The 18372-nt window shown below is 60.2% G+C and carries 14 protein-coding genes; 7 read left to right on the plus strand and 7 right to left on the minus strand.

The window, feature by feature from the left end; all coding sequences use genetic code 11:
- The first annotated feature begins 106 nt into the window (after nucleotides 1–106).
- The gene (locus U5919_RS05080; protein ID WP_336022609.1) at nucleotides 107–1015 is read left to right on the plus strand and encodes an EamA family transporter; all 909 of its coding nucleotides are present in this window, start codon (nucleotides 107–109) and stop codon (nucleotides 1013–1015) included.
- Nucleotides 1016–1048: 33 nt separating this feature from the next.
- Here U5919_RS05080 and U5919_RS05085 read toward each other — a convergent pair whose 3' ends face one another.
- The 4 genes from U5919_RS05085 to U5919_RS05100 form a co-directional block, all read right to left on the minus strand.
- Complete coding sequence (locus tag U5919_RS05085; RefSeq protein WP_336022610.1) at nucleotides 1049–1774, minus strand: SDR family NAD(P)-dependent oxidoreductase; 726 nt, start codon at nucleotides 1772–1774, stop codon at nucleotides 1049–1051.
- A gap of 185 nt (nucleotides 1775–1959) precedes the next feature.
- A complete protein-coding gene (locus tag U5919_RS05090; RefSeq protein WP_336022611.1) occupies nucleotides 1960–2478 on the minus strand; it encodes a universal stress protein in 519 nt (172 codons plus the stop codon).
- 172 nt (nucleotides 2479–2650) lie between these two features.
- A complete protein-coding gene (locus U5919_RS05095; protein WP_336022612.1) occupies nucleotides 2651–3460 on the minus strand; it encodes an ABC transporter permease in 810 nt (269 codons plus the stop codon).
- A 164-nt stretch (nucleotides 3461–3624) separates the two neighbouring features.
- Entirely contained in the window at nucleotides 3625–4422 is a 798-nt protein-coding gene (locus tag U5919_RS05100; RefSeq protein ID WP_336022614.1) for an ABC transporter ATP-binding protein, read from the minus strand.
- Nucleotides 4423–4876: 454 nt separating this feature from the next.
- On the opposite strand from U5919_RS05100, the gene U5919_RS05105 reads away from it, so the two are divergent.
- The 3 genes from U5919_RS05105 to U5919_RS05115 all read left to right on the plus strand — a co-directional run bounded on the left by U5919_RS05105 (nucleotide 4877) and on the right by U5919_RS05115 (nucleotide 8799).
- Nucleotides 4877–6121: a twin-arginine translocation signal domain-containing protein gene (locus tag U5919_RS05105; RefSeq protein ID WP_336022615.1), complete on the plus strand. Its 1245-nt coding sequence runs from the start codon at nucleotides 4877–4879 to the stop codon at nucleotides 6119–6121.
- Nucleotides 6122–6127: 6 nt separating this feature from the next.
- Nucleotides 6128–6949 carry an ABC transporter permease gene (locus U5919_RS05110; protein WP_336022616.1) on the plus strand — a complete coding sequence of 274 codons (822 nt, stop codon included), beginning with the start codon at nucleotides 6128–6130 and terminating at the stop codon, nucleotides 6947–6949.
- A 125-nt stretch (nucleotides 6950–7074) separates the two neighbouring features.
- Nucleotides 7075–8799, plus strand: coding sequence for a thiamine pyrophosphate-requiring protein (locus U5919_RS05115; protein WP_336022617.1), 1725 nt, complete (start codon nucleotides 7075–7077; stop codon nucleotides 8797–8799).
- A gap of 68 nt (nucleotides 8800–8867) precedes the next feature.
- On the opposite strand, the gene U5919_RS05120 is transcribed toward U5919_RS05115, so the two are convergent.
- On the minus strand, nucleotides 8868–10307 hold the full coding sequence (locus tag U5919_RS05120) for an aldehyde dehydrogenase family protein (protein ID WP_336022619.1): 1440 nt from the start codon (nucleotides 10305–10307) through the stop codon (nucleotides 8868–8870).
- A 172-nt stretch (nucleotides 10308–10479) separates the two neighbouring features.
- Here U5919_RS05120 and U5919_RS05125 point away from each other — a divergent pair, with 172 nt between their 5' ends.
- The 3 genes from U5919_RS05125 (at nucleotide 10480) to U5919_RS05135 (ending at nucleotide 14196) form a co-directional block, all read left to right on the plus strand.
- Complete coding sequence (locus tag U5919_RS05125; RefSeq protein WP_336022621.1) at nucleotides 10480–11469, plus strand: amidohydrolase family protein; 990 nt, start codon at nucleotides 10480–10482, stop codon at nucleotides 11467–11469.
- Between the two features lie 157 nt (nucleotides 11470–11626).
- Nucleotides 11627–12970: a hypothetical protein gene (locus tag U5919_RS05130; RefSeq protein WP_336022623.1), complete on the plus strand. Its 1344-nt coding sequence runs from the start codon at nucleotides 11627–11629 to the stop codon at nucleotides 12968–12970.
- Nucleotides 12971–13431: 461 nt separating this feature from the next.
- The gene (locus U5919_RS05135) at nucleotides 13432–14196 is read left to right on the plus strand and encodes an IclR family transcriptional regulator (protein ID WP_336022625.1); all 765 of its coding nucleotides are present in this window, start codon (nucleotides 13432–13434) and stop codon (nucleotides 14194–14196) included.
- Between the two features lie 134 nt (nucleotides 14197–14330).
- On the opposite strand, the gene rdfA is transcribed toward U5919_RS05135, so the two are convergent.
- Together rdfA and U5919_RS05145 are read right to left on the minus strand one after the other, a co-directional pair.
- Nucleotides 14331–14948, minus strand: coding sequence for a rod-determining factor RdfA (gene rdfA, locus U5919_RS05140; RefSeq protein ID WP_336022626.1), 618 nt, complete (start codon nucleotides 14946–14948; stop codon nucleotides 14331–14333).
- Nucleotides 14949–15023: 75 nt separating this feature from the next.
- Nucleotides 15024–16973: an archaea-specific SMC-related protein gene (locus U5919_RS05145; RefSeq protein ID WP_336022627.1), complete on the minus strand. Its 1950-nt coding sequence runs from the start codon at nucleotides 16971–16973 to the stop codon at nucleotides 15024–15026.
- Between the last annotated feature and the right edge of the window lie 1399 nt (nucleotides 16974–18372).

The raw sequence follows: 18372 nt of genomic DNA on the forward strand, positions 1-18372 counted from the left end.
TATTATATCGCGACGTGGCGACGTCGAGAACGATGCATCGCAGCTCCGTCGATAGTCGCTACCTTTCGAGATGCGGTCGTCCCGATACCGGCCCGGGAGCGGTAAGATGATTCCCGGCGGCGAGGTCCTCACTCTCGGCGTGTTCTTGGCCGCGTTCGGTGCCATCGCCCTCGCGGTACAGTCGTTGTCGATCCGCTACGGGACGATCACAAGCGACTCCTCCGACGCGCTCGTCGTCGTCCTCGCGGTGAACATCCTCGCTCTCGTGCCCGCAGCGTTCCTTTTCGGCTCCCCGATCCAAGAACTGACGCTCAGAGCGCTCGCGGCGTTCTCCGCTGCTGGGTTACTGGGCACGATGGTCGGACGGGCGATGCACTTCGAGGGAATCAAGCGGATCGGTTCGAGCCGGGCGGAACCGATCAAGGCCTCCCAACCGCTGCACGCGTCGCTCATCGCCGTGGTCGTGCTCGGGGAGGTCGTCACCGGCGGCCACCTCGTCTCGATGATCGCCATCGTCCTCGGCATCGCGATCATCACGTACGAACACGGTCGCTCCGATCGGAGCGACGCGAAAAACGGGTACGTCGGCCTCGCGTTCCCCTTCACGGCCGCATTCTTTTACGGGATCGAACCGACGTTCGCGAAGCTGGGGTTCGCGGAGGACGTGACGGTTCTCACTGGGTTGACGGTCAAGACGGCCAGCGCGAGTCTCGGGTTTCTCATCTACTTGTGGTGGACACAAGGGCTCCCGGATCTCCGAGAAGTAGAGAAGCGCGAACTCCCGTGGTTGGTCGGTGCGGGCGTCGCAAACACGCTCTTTCTGCTCGGCTACTACGGCGCACTGGCGTTAGAGCCGGTTTCGCTCGTCGTCCCGCTGGTCCAGTCGAGCCCGCTCGTGATCATCTTACTCTCCGTGCTCTTCGTGAGCGACAACCTCGAACGAATCACTCCGCGGCTGGTGATCGGCGCGCTCGTCGCCGTCGCGGGCGCAATCGGTGTAACGCTTCTGAGTTGAACCACTACACAGGATTCGGTTCGGACCCCCGATTCAGTAATACGAGAGGCCGGGATCGGCGTTGACCGCCTGTCCGGTCATAATGCCGCTGTCGGCCCCGGCGAGAAACGAGACGACGCCCGCGATGTCCTCGGGTTCGACCACACGATCGAGGTCCTGTTTGTCGACGTACTCTTCGAGATACTCATCGCCGGCCTGCTGGGACGCCTCAGACCACGTGAACCCCGGCATTACGGCGTTCACGCGAACGCCGATGTCGCCGACTTCGGCCGCCATCGCGCGCGTCATCGCGAGCACCGCGCCCTTCGAGGCGACGTAGTGCAAAAAGCCCGGCACCCCCATCGTGACGACTGACGAGGAGATGTTAACGATGCTCCCGCCGTCGTCGAACGCCCCGAGCGCGTGTTTCGAGGCGAGAAAGGTCCCCTTCGTGTTCACCGCGAGTACCGTGTCCCACTCCTCAGCGGTGATCTCATCGAAGCGTTTCTTGTCCGTGACAAGCGGCGCGTAGTAGGCGGCGTTGTTGACCAAAACGTCGAGTTCGAGCCCGTCGAACAGCGACTGCATCGCGGCTTCGTCGGTCACGTCGGCCTCGCGGAACTCGGCGCTCCCGCCCGCGCTTTCGATCCGCGAGACGGTCTCGCTTCCGTCCGCGATGTCGCTGACGACGACGTGCGCGCCGTCGGCTGCGAGGCGCTCTGCGATCGCCCGTCCGATGCCGGTGGCCGCTCCCGTCACCACTGCGGTCGTCTCGTTCATCTCGAATCCGGAGTTTGCGCCGAACGGCTATAATCGTTCGGTCGACGCAGATGGTACTGTTTAGTTAGGAACGAACTGGTCGAGATTGATACAGAGAAGGTGACGGAAGCCCACCCATTGGCGGTTTTTTGGCTTGCCATCGCTTAACTAAACACGACCGCGCAGATCGACCGCGGGCCGTATTATCACTCCTCAGACATCACGGACACCACTGGGCGGTCGGCTTCGAGCAGGACCGACTGGGTGACGCTCCCGAAGATCGCCTTTCCGACGGGCGTTCGCCTTCGCCCGCCGACGACCAGATACCGCGGGTCCTCCTCGCTCGCGACGCGGAGTATCTCCTCGGTGACGTTGCCAACGTGCCCGCGATAGGAGACCGCTCCGACGTCTTCGACGGTCCCGTTCGTCACGTCCTCTGCGACACCCGCTGCGTCGCGCTGGGCGTGTTCGAGCGAGTACCGTTTGTCGCTGCCACCGGGCGTCCCCGTCTGGTCGCCGAGTTCGCGGTAGGTGATCTCCGGGGCGAACGTCAGCGCGAGATCGGACGTGCTCTCGACCGACGACTTCCGCTGCTCCTCGAAGACGTCTGTGGGAATTACGTGGAGGACAATGAGCTCCTCGCCGTGCTGTGCTGCGAGTTCGGCCGCCACCTCGACGACGCGGTCCGGGACCGACGATCCGTCGGTTGCTGCGAGAACGGACATAGTTCCCGTGTTCTCCGCCCATATATTTAATACTCCCTCTGAAGTGGATCGAGCGTCGCTACCGGAAGTGACCGAGTGCCGTCAAAGGGAGTGAGGGCGTTCCCGACGGTGAGTGAGAACGTCAGCAGAAGGGAGGGAGAACGTCGGCAGAACGAAGTGAGAACGCCGCCGGTCAGAGGACGCCGAAGTCCGCCTCCTTTCGGTAGGCGAACACCTTCCGTTCGAGGGGCCGTAAGACGGCCATTTCGAGGAGGAAGACGATGACGACGAACACGGCCGCCCACGCCATCGCGGTGTCGTACTGATAGCGCGAGAACGCCTCGATCGCTCGATAGCCCACCCCCGAGTTCGAGGCGAAGATCTCCGCTTGCGTCTCGATCTTCCACGAAATCGCCAGTCCGAACCGGACGGCGGTGAAAAGCGCCGGCGCGATGCTGGGAAGGATCATCCGGCGGAGCAGGCGTACCTTCGAGATATCGAACGACCGACTCATCCGAACGAGGTCGGGATCGATGTCCTCGACGCCCTTCCAGATCCGAAGTGAAATGTACGGGAACACGGTGACGGCGGTGGCGACGACCGGAGCAGCCACACCGAACCCGAAGATGATCGTGGTGATCGCCGCCCACGCGATGCCGGGAATCGAGAGCGCGATAATGATGATCGGCGTCGAGAAGTGTTCGCCGAAGTTGTTTATCCCCATCGCGACGCCGAGTGCTCCGCCGACGAAGAACGCGCCGATGAACCCGAGGAACGTCCGGAAGAAGGTGGCCTCCATGTGGGTCCAGACGATACCCGAGGCGAGCAGTTCCACGGAGGCGTTCACCGTCTCTATCGGTCCGGGAAAGAGTCCGCGAGGGAAGATTACGGTGACCAACCACCAAGCGGCAAGGCCGAGTATGCCGCTGATGATCGCTGCGGCCCACTTGTCTCCGAGTGTCGAACGCAGCGGCGTCGGCAACGAGCGGTTACTTGTCGACATCGGGTGTCACTCCACCGACCCGGTCGACGATAGTTCGGCACCGTCGCCGGTCGGTCCTTGCTCTCGGAGCAACTGTGATTCTCTCGCACGCATACGATCACGAATTACGCTTATAGACTTAATACTTTGCTTCAAGTCCGTAGTAGCGCGTCTCATCTGACGTCTCACTTGATCGAGTGGAACCGGTTGATCGCGTCCTGTCGGACTTTCAGGAACTCCTCGGAATCGACGTCGCGAGGTCGTTCGAGATCGATCGACATGTCGTCGAAGATCGTTCCGTTCCCGAGCATCAAGATTCGATCGGAGAGCTCGATCGCCTCGGTGATGTCGTGAGTGACGAAGAACACCGTCTTCCCGAGTTTCTGCCAGATATCGATGAGTTCTTCGCGCAGCGACTCGGCCGTGATCTCGTCGAGGTTACTGAACGGTTCGTCCATGATCAGGATCTCGGGGTCGATGCTCAGCGCGCGGGTGATACCGACGCGCTGGCGCTGCCCGCCCGACAGCTGTGATGGGTACTTGTCGTAGTGATTCGAGAGTCCGACGAGATCCAGATACTCCTCGGCTAACTCTCTGGTGTACTCGGGGTTATTCTCGTGGACGTACTCGATGTTCTCGACGCAGGTGTTCCACGGCAGCAGTCGCGGCGATTGGAAGACGTGCCCGAGCGTCACTTCCTCGTCCCGCGTTGCCTCGAACTCGACGCTTCCCGCCGTCGGTTCGAGGACGCCGCTGATGATGTTCAGTATCGTCGACTTCCCGCTGCCCGAGCGTCCGATGAGTGTCACGAACGAACCGGGTTCGATGTCGAAACTCACGTCCTCGAAGACTCTCTCGACCCCCTCCTCGGTGTCGAACTCCTTCGTGAGGTTCTTGACGTGGATCGCACCGGCCGCCGAGGTCCCGTGGGCAACCCCCGCGGAATCGTCTGATTCGGTCGATTGCTGTACTTCAGACGCCATCGGCGTCACCCCTGCCACTCGAAGCCTCAGAAGACGGTCGAATACGGGCTGAGTGAGAGTTGCTCTCTTTCATAGCTGTGACCGCCTATAGATAGTCGGTGTACTTTAGATTTGCTACGCGATATCATCCCAAGCCTCCGAATTTTTGAAACCGAGTTGACCTGTCGCGTCTGGGTGCGGTTCAGTTCGTACTATCGTAGCATTTGCAACTATATCATTCTCTACTTCTTTGTCCACTCATGTCTATCATTCCGCATACGCACGTGCGATCTCCGGCAGTCAGACCGGCATTCGACGTGAGACAGATACGAATCTAGACGACGTTCGTCCCGAACGATTGTCTACGACATTCCGCGGTGATCTCGCGGTCGCGTTCCCGTCAGCAGTCGCGTTACTGTGGTGTCCGTACCCATAATCGATGGGTTTATAATGATCGATACTGATTTGCTACCGTATGCCACGGGATGACCAGTCGTTTCGATCAGTCAGTCGTATAAACAGACGGAAATTCATTAAAGCCACAGGTGCCAGTGCGGTTGCCGCGACACTCGCCGGTTGTACCAGTGGCGGAGACGGCGGCGGGGACAGTGGCGGTGACAGTGGCGGCGACGGCGGCGGTGACGGCGGTGGGGACAGTGGTGGAGACAGCGGCGGTGACAGTGACGGCGACGGCGGCGGTGACCTGACCTCCGTGTCGTTCGCGACGCCGCCCGTCGGGATGCCGGTCAACATCGTGATGGAGTACTACCTCGCGGAGAACGACCTCATTCAGCCCCGCTTCGAGGAAGACGGGTATCAACTCGATTACGAGCTCACCTTCGAGGACGCGACGCTTTTCGCCTCCGGGCAGATCGATATGGGGACTGTGAGCTGGGTCGAGGACGCACGGCTCGGCGTCGAGCAGGACCAGCAGTTGGTCACGTTCGGGAACATCGAGGGTGTCGTCTCGACCCCGTGGGTGGAAGTCGGCGGACCGTACGACCCCGACGAGACCGGCAGCGTTCAGGCGTCGCTCGACAAGATCGTCGAGGAAGAGGCCCGGTTCGGCATCCCCGGCTGGGCGGCCGGTGCCGTACCGCACCTCCAGAACATCATCCAAGAGAAGTACGGGTACAACCTCGCGCAGGACGGCGGCGATTTCAACGTCCAGACAGCCGACCGCGGAACGATGCCGCAACTCACGCTCCGCGGCGACCTCGCGACGGCGGTTCACTCGGCCTCGTCCGCCGGACTCACAGAGATCGTTAACGGCGAACTCAAGCCGCTACTGTGGATCTGGAACGATTACCTCGAACAGGGCTGGGGCCGGCCGCCGCTCGTCAGCCTCTCGACGCGGCTCGACTTCGCCGAGGAGAACCCCGAAGTGCTCCTGAATATGATCAATATGTGGAGTGAGGGTCTCAATTACGTCCAAGACAACATTCCGGAGATCGCCGAAGATCCGGCCGGACAGGAGACCCTCGAAGCCGAGAGCCAAGAGGAAGCGCGGTTCCTGATGGACCTGTTCTCCGGTAACGACGTCGAACAGATCGAGAGCCTCACACAGTCGGCTCTGTACTCCGAAGTCGGTCTGGACGACCAGTCCGTCGAGGACGCTCGGAGCGTCATGAACGTGATGGAGGATCTCGGCCAAGTCCCCTCGGGTTGGCAGGATCACCTCACGTTCATGACGGTCTCCGATCTCGAAGAGATGGTCTGAGGTCAGATGAGTACTTCACAGTTACGTGGGACGATCGAAGGCATCCTCTTGGGCAACCGGAGAGTCATCTTCGTCGAATCGATCCTCCTGCTCGTCCTCGTCTGGGAACTGGGCGCTCGCGTCTTCGGGATCACCGATCTCATCGCATCCCCGCTTCTCGTCGGTTCGTCGATGTACGGAATGCTCCAAACCGGCGATTGGGTGATGCACTTCGTCGCTTCGATGAAGCGGATTCTCTACGGGTTCGCCGCCGCCCTCGTCGTCGGCGTGATCGGTGGCATCGTCCTCGGTGTGAGCAGCTTCTGGGGGCGAGTACTCCGGTACTACGTTCTCGTTGGGATGGCCGTACCGGGCTTGTTCGTTGTCATCTTCACCGCGATGGCGTTCGGTATCAGCGACACGACGCCGATGCTCGCAACGGCGATCATCACGGCACCGTTCGTCGTCGATATGATCCAGAGCGGCGTCGAGAACGTCGACTCGGACCTGCTCGATATGTCGAGCGCGTTCGACGTGTCGCGAGCGCGGGTGTACAGGCGAGTCCTGTTCTCGTCGATCCTTCCCGAGGTGTTCTCGAGCATCCGATTCACCTTCTCGGTCGCGTGGAAGGTCACCATCCTCGCGGAAGTCGTCATCTCGAACATCGGTATCGGGTTCCTCATTCGTGACAACATGAGTCGGTTCTCGATGGTCGGCGTGCTCCAGTACGTCGTGTTGTTCGTGATCGTGATGATGCTCATCGAGTACGGCGTCTTCAGCAAGGTCGAGAAGTATCTCTTCCACTGGCGCGAGGACGTCAAGTCCTCGATGGGCACTGGTCCGCGGTAATCGCAGCTGTCAGGCACCCCTCTCTCCGGGCTTTTGGCACCGCTCGTTCACTGATTTTCGTCCCGTTGGCGACATAGTTATATCCGGGTCCATTGTGGATGTTTCACGTTGGAGTGAGTAATCCCGTGTCAGAATCCGATTCGAATCCCACGACAGCCGACCGTACCGCCGCAGAGCGATTCCTTCGAGCGTTTCACAGCTACGGTGTGGACCGCGTCTTCGCGAATCTCGGGACCGATCACACGCCGCTCTTGGAGGCGGCGGCCGCCGTCCGTCGCGCCGGCGATGACGACGAAATCCCCGAGATCGTCTCCTGTCCGCACGAGTTCGCCGCGATGAGCGCGGCGCACGGATACGCCGCCGTGACGGGCGAACCACAGGTCGTGCTCGTCCACGTCGACGTCGGGACCCAGAACCTCGGGGCCGCGATGCACAACGCCCACCGGGCCGGTGCCCCCGTCTTCGTCCTCGCCGGTCTCGCACCGGTGACGGACGCCGGTCACTCCGGTTCCCGCGATCACCCGGTTCACTACTTCCAAGACGTGTTCGATCAGCCGGGAATAGTGCGAGAGTACTGTCGGTGGACCGACCAGTATCGGCCGCCCGCAGATCCCGCCGAGACCGTCCGCCGCGGATTGGAGCGCGCGGTCTCCGAACCGCCGGGTCCGGTCTACGTCACGGCTACGAGAGAGGCGCTCAGTGAGACGGTGGCTGACAGGCCCGTCACCGCCGCTCGACGCCGTGTCGGCCCGGGCGGAGCCGACGGCCGCGAAACCGAGCGACTCCTCTCGTACGTCCGAGAGGCTGACAGACCGGCAGTGATCACGAGCGACATCGGACGGGCTCCGGCCGATGACCGCGTCGAGGCGCTCGTCGCGTTCGCCGAGGCCGCCGGCGCTGGGGTGGTCGAACAGACGCCGACGACGCTGTGCTTCCCGCGCGATCACGACCGGCACCTCGGATACGATCCGTCGGTGGCCTTAGACCGCGCGGACCTCGTGATCCTCGCGGAGACGGACGTTCCGTGGATACCCGATGAGAGCGAGTCTCCGACGGACGCGACCGTCGTGCAGGTCGATCCCGACCCGACGAAGCCTGCCTACCCCCGGTGGCCGTTCGCGATCGACGAAACCGTCCAAGCCGACGCGGCGACGACGCTGGAAGCCGTCGCCGACCGACTGGATTCGACGACGGACGCGAGCGAATCCGGATCCTTTTGGCGGGAGGTCGCCGCCGAATGGCGCGCGGACGCCGCAGACCGACTTTCCGCAGACGAGTCGGCGGGGCGGCTCACCCCGACCGTGCTCTCTGCTGCCATCTCCTCGATCGTCGACGACGACACGATCGTCGTCGAGGACGCGGTCACCAGCCGCCCCGCGATTATGTCTCAGATCCGGCTCTCGGAGCCGGGAAGTTACTTCTGGAAGGGCGGTGCCGGACTCGGTTGGGCCGGCGGGGCGAGCGTCGGTGCGAAACTCGCGTCGCCGGATAGCCGGGTGCTCTCGCTCGTCGGCGACGGCTCCTACCTGTTCGCGAACCCATCGGCGTGCGCGTTGCTCGCCGCCGAATACGGCGCGCCGACGCTTACTGTCGTGTACAACAACCAGGGATGGAACGCAGTCGAGGGCGCGACAAGGGCGCAGTACCCCGAAGGTGCGGCGGCCGCCGATGCGGTTCCCGAGAGCCACATCGAGACGCGCGTCGACCTCTCAGCGCCTGCGACCCTCGTCGACGCACATACGCGCACCGTCGACGACCCCGACGAACTGCCCGCGGCGTTAGAGGAGGCCGCCGCCGCGGTGGACGGCGGAACGCCGGCCGTCCTCGACGTCGCGGTCGAACGCCCGTAGCCCCCCGAACGCTCGTAGCATCCCGATCACATCGATCACCTCCCTCCCTGAACGACGAACGACAGCGACTACTCGTCGCCGGCGATGTCGATGTTGATCGTCTTCTGCTGCGTGTAGTGCTCGACGGCCTGCATCCCCTTCTCCCGGCCGAGACCGCTCTTTTTGTAGCCGCCGAACGGCGTCTGCGGGCGAGAGCCGGCGTACTGGTTGATCATCACGCTACCGGCCTCGATGCCGTTGGCGACGCGGTGGGCCCTGCCGAGCGTGTTCGTCCAGACGGTCGCGTAGAGACCGAACTCCGTGTCGTTCGCCCGGCGGATGACCTCCTCCTCGTCGGAGAACGAGTAGAGGTTAATGACCGGACCGAACACCTCCTCACAGGAGATCGGCGCGTCGTCTGCGGCCCCCTCGATGACGGTCGGTTCGTAGAAGTTGCCCTCGCGGTCCGCGGGCCTGCCGCCGGTGAGGGCAGTCGCCCCGTTCTCGACGGCGCTCCGGACGTAGCCGTCGATCTCTTCGACGGCGTCGGCGGAGATCACGGGACCCAGATCGGGGTTCTCCGAGCCGGGCCCCAGCGTGAGGGATTCGACGGCGTCGACGTAGCGATCTCTGAACTCGTCGTAGACGTCCTCGTGGACGAAGATCCGCGTCGTCGCGAAGCATACCTGCCCGTTGACGAGCGTGATCGCCTTCATCGCACCGTCGAGCGCGGCGTCGAGATCGGCGTCGTCGAAGACTACCGCGGGGCTCTTTCCACCCAGTTCCAGCACCGTCGGGATGACCTGATCGACCGCGGCCTTCCCGACGATCTGCCCGGTCGAGACCGAGCCGGTGAAGGTTATCTGTCGGACGCGAGAGTCCGTCGTCAGCGCTTTGCTGGTTTCGACGAGCCCCGGAACCACATTGAACAGACCGTCGGGCAGCCCCGCCTCGCTCGCGATCTCGGCCAGCTTGAGGATGATTCCCGGGGCGAACGGGGACGGTTTGACCACAACGGCGTTGCCGGCGGCCAGCGCCGGAGCGACGCCCCGGAAACAGAGCAGCACCGGCGCGTTCCACGGAACGATCTGTGCGCTGATTCCGATGGGCTCCTTCCGACTGAAGGCCTGATTCGACTGCGTTAGCGGATACGTCTCGCCCTCGACCTTGTCGGTCATCCCCGCGTAGTAGTCGACGTAGTCGACCGCGTTGGCGACTAAGCCCTTCGACTGCCCGATCGGGCGGCCGATCTCTCGGGTCGCGAGTTCGGCTAATTCGTCGACGTGGGCTTCCAGTCCCCGGGCGACGTCGCGCAGTACCCGACCGCGCTCGACGGGGTCCATCGCGGCCCATTCCGATTGGGTGCGTTCCGCGGATTCGAGCGCGGCGTCCACGCCGCTCTCGCCCGCGTCTGTCACCGACGCGATGGTCTCACCGGTCGACGGATCGTCGACCGAGAACGTTTCGTCGGTGTGGTGGTACTCGCCGTTGATAAACATCCCTCGCTGCTCGATGCGCTCCTGAGACATATCTCCCAGTATCCGGGTAACGGTATTAGGCTTTGCGACCAACCAGCACGCGTGAACCGCGCTGCGATCGTCGACTGAGGGCTCCCCAAAATCGGACCGACCTATCATCACTGGGGGTGAATTCACCCGAGGCACACAATAATTTAAGTATTATTACGCCAATCGGCGAACGATGCCCGAGATCATAGACGCGACCTCGCACATAATGTCGTACGAGGCGCTCGACGAACTGGAGAAGGTCCACCCGAGTTCCGAGCTGGATAGTCTCCGGAACGCGCCGCGGATGTTCGAGGTCGACGGGCGACTCGAGTACCTCGATAAGAACGGAATCGACAAGCAGGTGATCAACCTCGCCGCACCGATGCTGTGGCAGGGGGCCGATCCCGACGACGCCCTCGAAGCCACCCGCGTCGCGAACAACGAGATCCGACGGATCGCAGACGAGCACCCCGATCGGTTCATCGCGACGGGAACGGTCCCGTTCCTCACCGACGAGTACGTCGACGAAGCCCGTCGCTGCGTCGAGGACCTCGGAATGCACGGCATTCAGATCTTCTCGAACATCGACGGCAAGATGCTCGACGACGACGATTTCGAGGAGTTCTACGCCACCGTCGACGACCTTGACGTCCCCATCTGGATCCACCCGCAGCTCGCCGATTGGCACGACTACGACCAGTCTCACACGTGGATCTACAAGATGCTCGCGTGGCCGTTCGACACCAACATCGCGCTGGCGCGGCTCATCTTCTCCGGTGTGCTCGATCGCCACGAGAACTTGGAGATCATCTCACACCACCTCGGCGGATCGTTCCCCTACCTCGTCGGTCGGATCCGATCGTGGTATCAGACCCGGAGCGAAGAGCCGGAACTGTATCAGAACCCCGCGATCGCCGACCTGTCGGAACCGCTCGACGCCTACTTCGACCGGATCTACGGGGACACGGCCGTCAGTAGTCAGGGCGAGTCCTATCCGCTGGAGTGCGGCTTGGAGTTCTTCGGCGCGGACAACGTCGTCTACAGCGCCGATTACCCGTTCGGTCCCGACAAGGGACAGTACTGGGCGACCGAAATCATCCCGCTGATCGAGGATCTCGACATCTCGGAGGCCGACAAGGAGAAGATCTTCTCCGGGAACATGAAACGCCTCCTCGACCTGTAGCGCTCCGTCGGATCGACCGGTCGCCGGCCCGGGGTTCGACCGCGCCGGTCAGATCGAGATACCGATCGCGTATACATCAGCGAGGTCGAGTATTCTCGCGATTTCGACCGTTTCCTCGTAAGATATATTTAAGTATATGGGGTGACCCTCTCGCTGTATGGACCCCGAAGCCATTCAGGCGTCAGGCGATCCTGTCGAGGTACTGCGCCAGAAAGGTGGCGACTACACGGACAACTTCCCGGTCGTCCCGAACGAGATAACGAACTGGCTGGACGAACAGCGGGCGGTCACTGAGTCGGTCTCACTCGCGAACCTCTCGCATCATATGACGGCACTCCGCGTCACCGGTCCCGACGCGGCGGACCTGTTGCGTGATCTCAGCGTCAACAGCTTCGAGAACTACGACGTCGGTCGCGCCAAGCAACTCGTGATGTGCAATCCGAACGGACACATCATCGGCGACGGTCCGATGCTTCGGCTCGACGACGAGGAGTACTACAGCGCCGGGATGCTCTCGGCGAATTGGGTTCGATACAACCTCGAAACGGGCGATTACGACGCCACCGTCGAGACCGAACCCCGCACGTCGGCGCACGAGGGCGACCCCGAGAACTTCGTGTTCCAAGTGCAGGGCCCGAACGCGCGGCCGGTCCTCGAAGGGGTCACGGACGCGGATCTAGACTCGATTCCGTTCTACCACTTCGAGACGATCGATCTCGCGGGCGTCGAGACCATCGCGCTCGGACACGGGATGTCGACGGAGTTCGGATTCGAGTTCATCGGCCCGTTCGAGCACGCCGATCAGGTCCGCGACGCCATCGTCGAAGCGGGCGAGGAGCACGACCTCAAGCAGCTCGGCTCGAAAGCGTACCATACCCTCTCGGTGAAGCTTGGCTGGGTACCCCCGGGCGTACCGCCGATCTACGACGTTGACGAGATGAGCGATTACCGCGAATGGCTCGACGCCGACAGCCGCGAAGCGACGTACTCGATCGACGGGAGCTTCGTCGCCGACGACATCTCCGCGTACTATATGGACCCGTTCGAGCTCGGCTACGGGAAGCTCATCAGCTTCGATCACGACTTCGTCGGTCGCGAGGCGCTCGAAGGGATGGCGGGCGACCCCGACCGGACGCTGGTCTCGCTCGCGTGGAACGAGGACGACGTGATCGACGTCTACGCCTCGCTGTTCCGCGCCGGCGAGACGAAGAAGTTCATGGACCTCCCACGAATCGGGTGGGGACGAGCGAACTACGACGAGGTGCTGATCGACGGCGAGCGCGTCGGACTGTCGCACTCGCGCTCGTACGAGTACGACGCCGGCACCGTAATTTCGCTGTGTAGTCTCGATACCGAACACGCCGAACCCGGGACCGAGGTCACGCTGATCTGGGGGGAGGACGACTCGCCGAACCCGAAGGTCGAGCGGCACGAACAGTGCGAGATCACTGCCACCGTCGGCGACGTCCCGTACTCCGCGGACCGCCGGAAAGGCGAGTAAGCCCGCGAACAGTCCCGATTCGGTTCTTTTACCGCCTTAGCGACGCGCCCGCGTTTCGGTGTGATTCAACTCCCACACTACTTTCCGACAATATCGGAAAAATTGCTCTGATTGATAATGAAGGTATTCCGTGTGTCTGCGGGACAGATAACAAGTGTACAGTTGTTTTCTATGGGCTATAGGTAATGAATAAGGGGCTAGCGGCCGAAAATATATGATATTTAATTCCGAGATGGTCGGAAATAGCCAGATTACAGTTGCTACCAATTAGCACACTACGCCATCGACTGGCGCTCGTAACCTCGATGTATTCCTCAGAAAATTCGGCGAATAGAAGCGATCTAACCGCCAAACAGTGTCGTCACGACACGGAGCTACGATCTCTTATCCGATAGTTTCGATTCCGGAATTCACTGTCCGAGACCGCAACAGTAACGGTGTGTGACTACAAATCGTGCCATATGACGATGACAGACCAACCCATTAAATTACAATCTGTCGAGCGGGTATCCGAGATTATCGAATTACTGCAGCGGAACGGACCGCTCGGGGCCACAGAGATCACCGAGGCGCTCGATATCCCGACGAGCACCGCACACGACTACCTCTCGTCGCTGCACGACCTCGAGTACCTCGTAAAGACCGATCGGAAGTACGATCTAGGGCTCAGACTGCTCGATCACGGGATGGCCGCCCGGGACCGCCATCCGATCGCGTCGATCGGCAAGCAGACGCTCGCGTCGTTAGCGAAAGACACCGGCGAGGCCACGTATCTCGTGACCGAAGAGCACGGCCGAGCCGTCTACCTCGATTACGCTCACGGAGAGCACGCCGTGCAGACACACGCACGTATCGGTACTCGATCGTACCTTCATCAGTTGGCTTCGGGTAAGAGCATCCTCGCGTACCTCCCGGAGGAACGGGTTCACGAAATCGTCGACAGACACGGCCTGCCGCAGCGCACCCCCCGAACGATCGATACCCGCGAGGCGCTGCTCGAAGAGCTCGAAGCGACGCGTGAGCGAGGCTACGCGATCAACGATCAAGAAGCGGTCGAGGGGGCGCGAGCGGTCGGGAAAGCGGTCGTCGTCGCCGGTGAGGTCGTCGGAGCAATAAGCGTCGTCGGCCCGGCGAACCGGCTGACGGATCAACAGCTCGCAGACGGCCTCGTCGATCAGATCCGAGGTGCCGCGAACGAACTAGAACTGAAGCTGAGTCAGAGCTGAGTCGGACGAGGCGGATACGTAGAACGGGTTTGTGTTGGATTAGCGCGGATCTGTGGCGACTCAGGGCGAACCCGTGACGGAGTCGAACGAACCAGTAGCGACTCAGAGCAGATCAGTAGCGATTCAGCGCGAGCTCACGACTGCTGGCAGTCGCACCCGCGCTTTTCGAGAAATTCGGCGACGGAGTACTGTGACCCGCAGCGCTGACACAGGACCTGCATATCGAGGAGGACCTCGAACTCGTCGACGTCGACCCGACCGGTCTCTCGGAGCTTTTCGATCCGCTCTTCGGTCACCGAGAGCGTCCGTGTCATCAGCCGCTGGATGCTCTGGAGGTCTTTCTCGACCTTTTCATCGTCGGAGAGCTGCCGATACTCCGCGTCGCGATACTCGGTGAGGTACGAGCGGATCGCCTGATAACTGACGAAGTTCGATTCGAGTGTGTCAACATCGATACTATTCTGCTCGAGTCGACTCCGTGCGTCGGTTTTTACCCCCGTACTCACGTCGTCATCTGTGAGGTTCTGATATGTCGTTGAAACGTCACTTTCGAGGGCGCTCATTCCAGCGTCGATGAGCGTCTGTTCGAGCAGGCGTTCGTTGAAATAATCCGCGAGATCGCGGAGACTCATCCGCTCGACACCGTCCCCGGTCCACAGAGCCTCCAGTTCATCCCCCAGACCGTCGAGGTCGTACTCGTCGATCAGCCGCGCCACCTTGCTCGACGGTCGGTTGTCGGTCGCATCTGTCATTGCCATCCTTTCGCCGAAGAGGCTCAAAAATGTACTGGGGTTCGTCGATCGAGGCGGTTCCCGATTGAAACCGCTTCAGATGGACGTCACGCGCGCGAATTCGTCGGCGAGTGCTTGGGCGTCCTCGGGCAGCAGCGCGACGACGAGGAAGTCCGCGTAGTCCGCGAAGTACTCGACCAGCGCCGCGATTCGGTCGGAGTCGATCGCTTCCAGCGAGTCCAACAGCATGAACGGCACCGTCTCGTGGAGGTCGTGGACGAGATAGCCCGCCAGCGCGAAGATCAGTCCCGTGACCTCGCGTTCGCTCTCCGAGAGGTGGTCGATCGTGTCCTCGTAGGCCGCCCCATTTTCGGTCGTCCGCACGATGTGCAGCTCGAAGCGCGTCTGGCCCTCGTTCGCCCCAGTGCCCTCGATCCGCTCGATCCAGATCCGTTCGATGTTCTCGTAGCCCAGCAGATCCAGAATCGACTCCATGTGCTCGTTGAACGAATCGACCGCCTCGGCCTCGATCTGATCGATCTTCGTGCGCTGATCGGTGAGTTCGTCGACGAGTTCCGTGCGCTTCTCGCGAAGTTCCTCAGCTCGCTCGACGTCGTCTTCGATCTCCTCGATTTCCTCGGTGACCGAGTCGAGATCGGATTCGAGGCTGTCGATCTCGAATTCGAGTTGATTCGCCTCCTTGTGCAGCGAGAGGATCTCGTCGAAATCCGCGGATTCGAGGTTTTCGACCTCCGATTCGAGCGATTCGACGTCTTCGGTCAGCGATTCGCGATTCGCTTTCAGCGCGTCGATCTGCTCGTCGCGGCGGTCCAGCTCCGCGTCGATGTCGTCGAGCTTTTCCTCGATGTTGCTGCGCTGGCGCTGCTTCTTCGTCGCCTCCTGTTGCTCCTGTTTCTTCTCTTCGAGCGCGCTCTTGACCTCGTTGAGGTCCTCGACTTTCTCCGTGCGGATCGATTTCAACCGCTCGATGGTGGACTCGATCTGCTCGCGCTCGACCGAGGAGCCGCAGGTCCAACAGACCACGGTCTCGTCGTCCGCGTCGACGAGCTGGTCGGTGACAGAACCACCACCGCTTTCGGCGGCCGCGCCGCCGTCGCCCTGTAAGAGCTCGTAATCCTCGGCTTCGAGGCGTTCCTCGTTGTACTGGATGAGGCTCCGGAGCTCGTTGATCTCGGTGTTCAGGTCCTGTCGCTCGCCGCGGAGTCGATCGATCTCCGAATCGAGATCGCGATGATCGCCCATCGGCGTCTCGGGCAGCTCGTCGAGGTCGGCTTCGAGTTCGTTCTGCTCGCGCTTGAGCGAGGAGATGCTCTCCTCTTGGCGCTCGATCTTTCGGCGGATGGATTCGAGCTCCGAACGGGTCTCGCGCAGCTCTTGGAGCTTGTCTTCGAGTTCCGCCTGCTCTTGACGGCCCTCCTCGACGTCGCGGCTGCTGTCGTCGATATCTTCTTCGAGCTCGGCGAGTTCCTCGCGCTTGTCTTCGATCTTCTCGCGGAGTTGCGTCCGGCGCTGTTCGAGCTCGGGAAGCTCTCGCTTCTTCGATTCGATGCGCGCGAGGGTGTCGTTGATGTCGCCTTTTTCCTCTTCGAGGCGGCTGATCTCCGAGCGGATGGCGTCGACGTCGACGGGGCGCATAATGACGTCGCGGAGCTGTTCGCCGCGGGCGGCGGCCTGTCTGGCGTCGTTAGTCTCTAAGAGGAACGCGAACAGATCCGCGACCTCGGGGTCGTCGAGGTAGGCGTCGCCCTCGAAGCTGACGCCGTCGCCCGCGCGGGTGAGCGTTCGCTCGTAGGTCGTGCCGTCGAGCGTGAGTTCGACTCGACCCTCGTCGGCGTCGCCTTTCAGCGAGACGCGCTGGCTGCCCATCGCGCCCATAATCGAGCGAAGGAACGAGGTACGATTGGTCGCGTTCTTGCCCGTGAGGACGGTTACGCCGGGCGGAATGTCTACCTCAGTACTATCGATACCGCCGATGTTCTCGACAGAGAAATGAGCGGCGTCTGCCAGTTGTTCTGATGTTGCCATTGTTTTCTATTTAAACCACGACTACAAAATAATTCGGACCAATTTCGGAAATTGGATTTGTTGAAATACTCTTGTTGTCTTGCAGTTTGATGAGAATCCAGTTTTCATCGGACCCGTGTTATCTGGTAGCGAAGTCTCTTTCTTCAATGTTAACGCTGAAGTATTTCAACTGAGTCGGCATTACAGATACGCTTACAATTGTCCCGAAAGCTGGGGGGTCGCGACGCTCTTTTGAGTACTCTATCAAGACACCCTCTGAAGTCAGAAATATACTACGTAGGAGCGGTATTTTATACCATTGCTATAAAAACGTATAGAAATTATTAGCGAATCTGTTTATTTAATTTAGAGCCTGTCCTCTATATGGTTAGTATTTATGAAAACTCTGAATGAAATTAAAAGAACAAAGTTACACCGAGGTAAATTTAACATTCCATAACACACATTTTAATTTTTGCACTTATGCTCTCTCCATATTGCGTCTATCTGCTGTGCGAAATAGTATTATTGTGATACTATTCCATTGCTGGTATGCCATTTTCTATACTATCTTATGCCATTATTCCCTGCCACCGACCCCTTCCTATGAGGGTCTCCTGTTACTGGGAACTTTTCAGAAGACACACTTTATCGCACTAACTCCGATATTCCTGCAGTACTCACGCCTGCTATTGGTATGAAAATAGCCAACAATAATCTCTAGAATAGTTTCTCTTCACTTGAAAAGCGGGACCAAAGAGAAACTTCTATACGTCTGTTTTTGAACTTAATTTTCCAACAAATAAAATATCTCACGACCACTAAAACTGAGACAACAAAAACTGCTTTCCAAAGTCTACCTTCCCCCAGCTATACTTACTACTCACTGATTGTCTAGGAATAGAACACAAACGCTGTCTGAAACGCTCCCATCAATGTCAAATCTATTTTAATACATACTACATCTAGCTTATCTACTACTCTTTAGGTAGTCCACTCACCACGTCCCTATGGGTAATCCTTGAATAGTATTGGAAAATCGATATCGGCAATTACGATATTTTATTCAGCTTGCAACCCACTGTCAAAACGGCCCGCCGAAGGCTATGGTTCATCAAGTTGGGTTTCAAAAACGAGGACTGCTGTAACTTTCTCCCTCTCACGCTCTCAGACGGATATTATTTGGATTTGCTAATACCGACTGATATGCGTCGTCGATATCCTGGTCAGAAAGATAGACGTGTCAACTTGGCACACGTGAGCTTGGAATCCACCCAAACCACATACACATCTGAACTTCCGTGAAGTAGTTCGCCAGATACGTCGCCCTACTCTGTCTGACGTGATGTAGGTTCACTGGTTTCTCGATTCCTGCACATTCTCTTGCTTTATCAAATACTTTGAGTCGAATATACTGATA

Origin of the sequence: Halobellus sp. LT62 (genome assembly GCF_037031285.1) — an archaeon.
Taxonomy (GTDB): Archaea; Halobacteriota; Halobacteria; order Halobacteriales; family Haloferacaceae; genus Haloquadratum; species Haloquadratum salinisoli.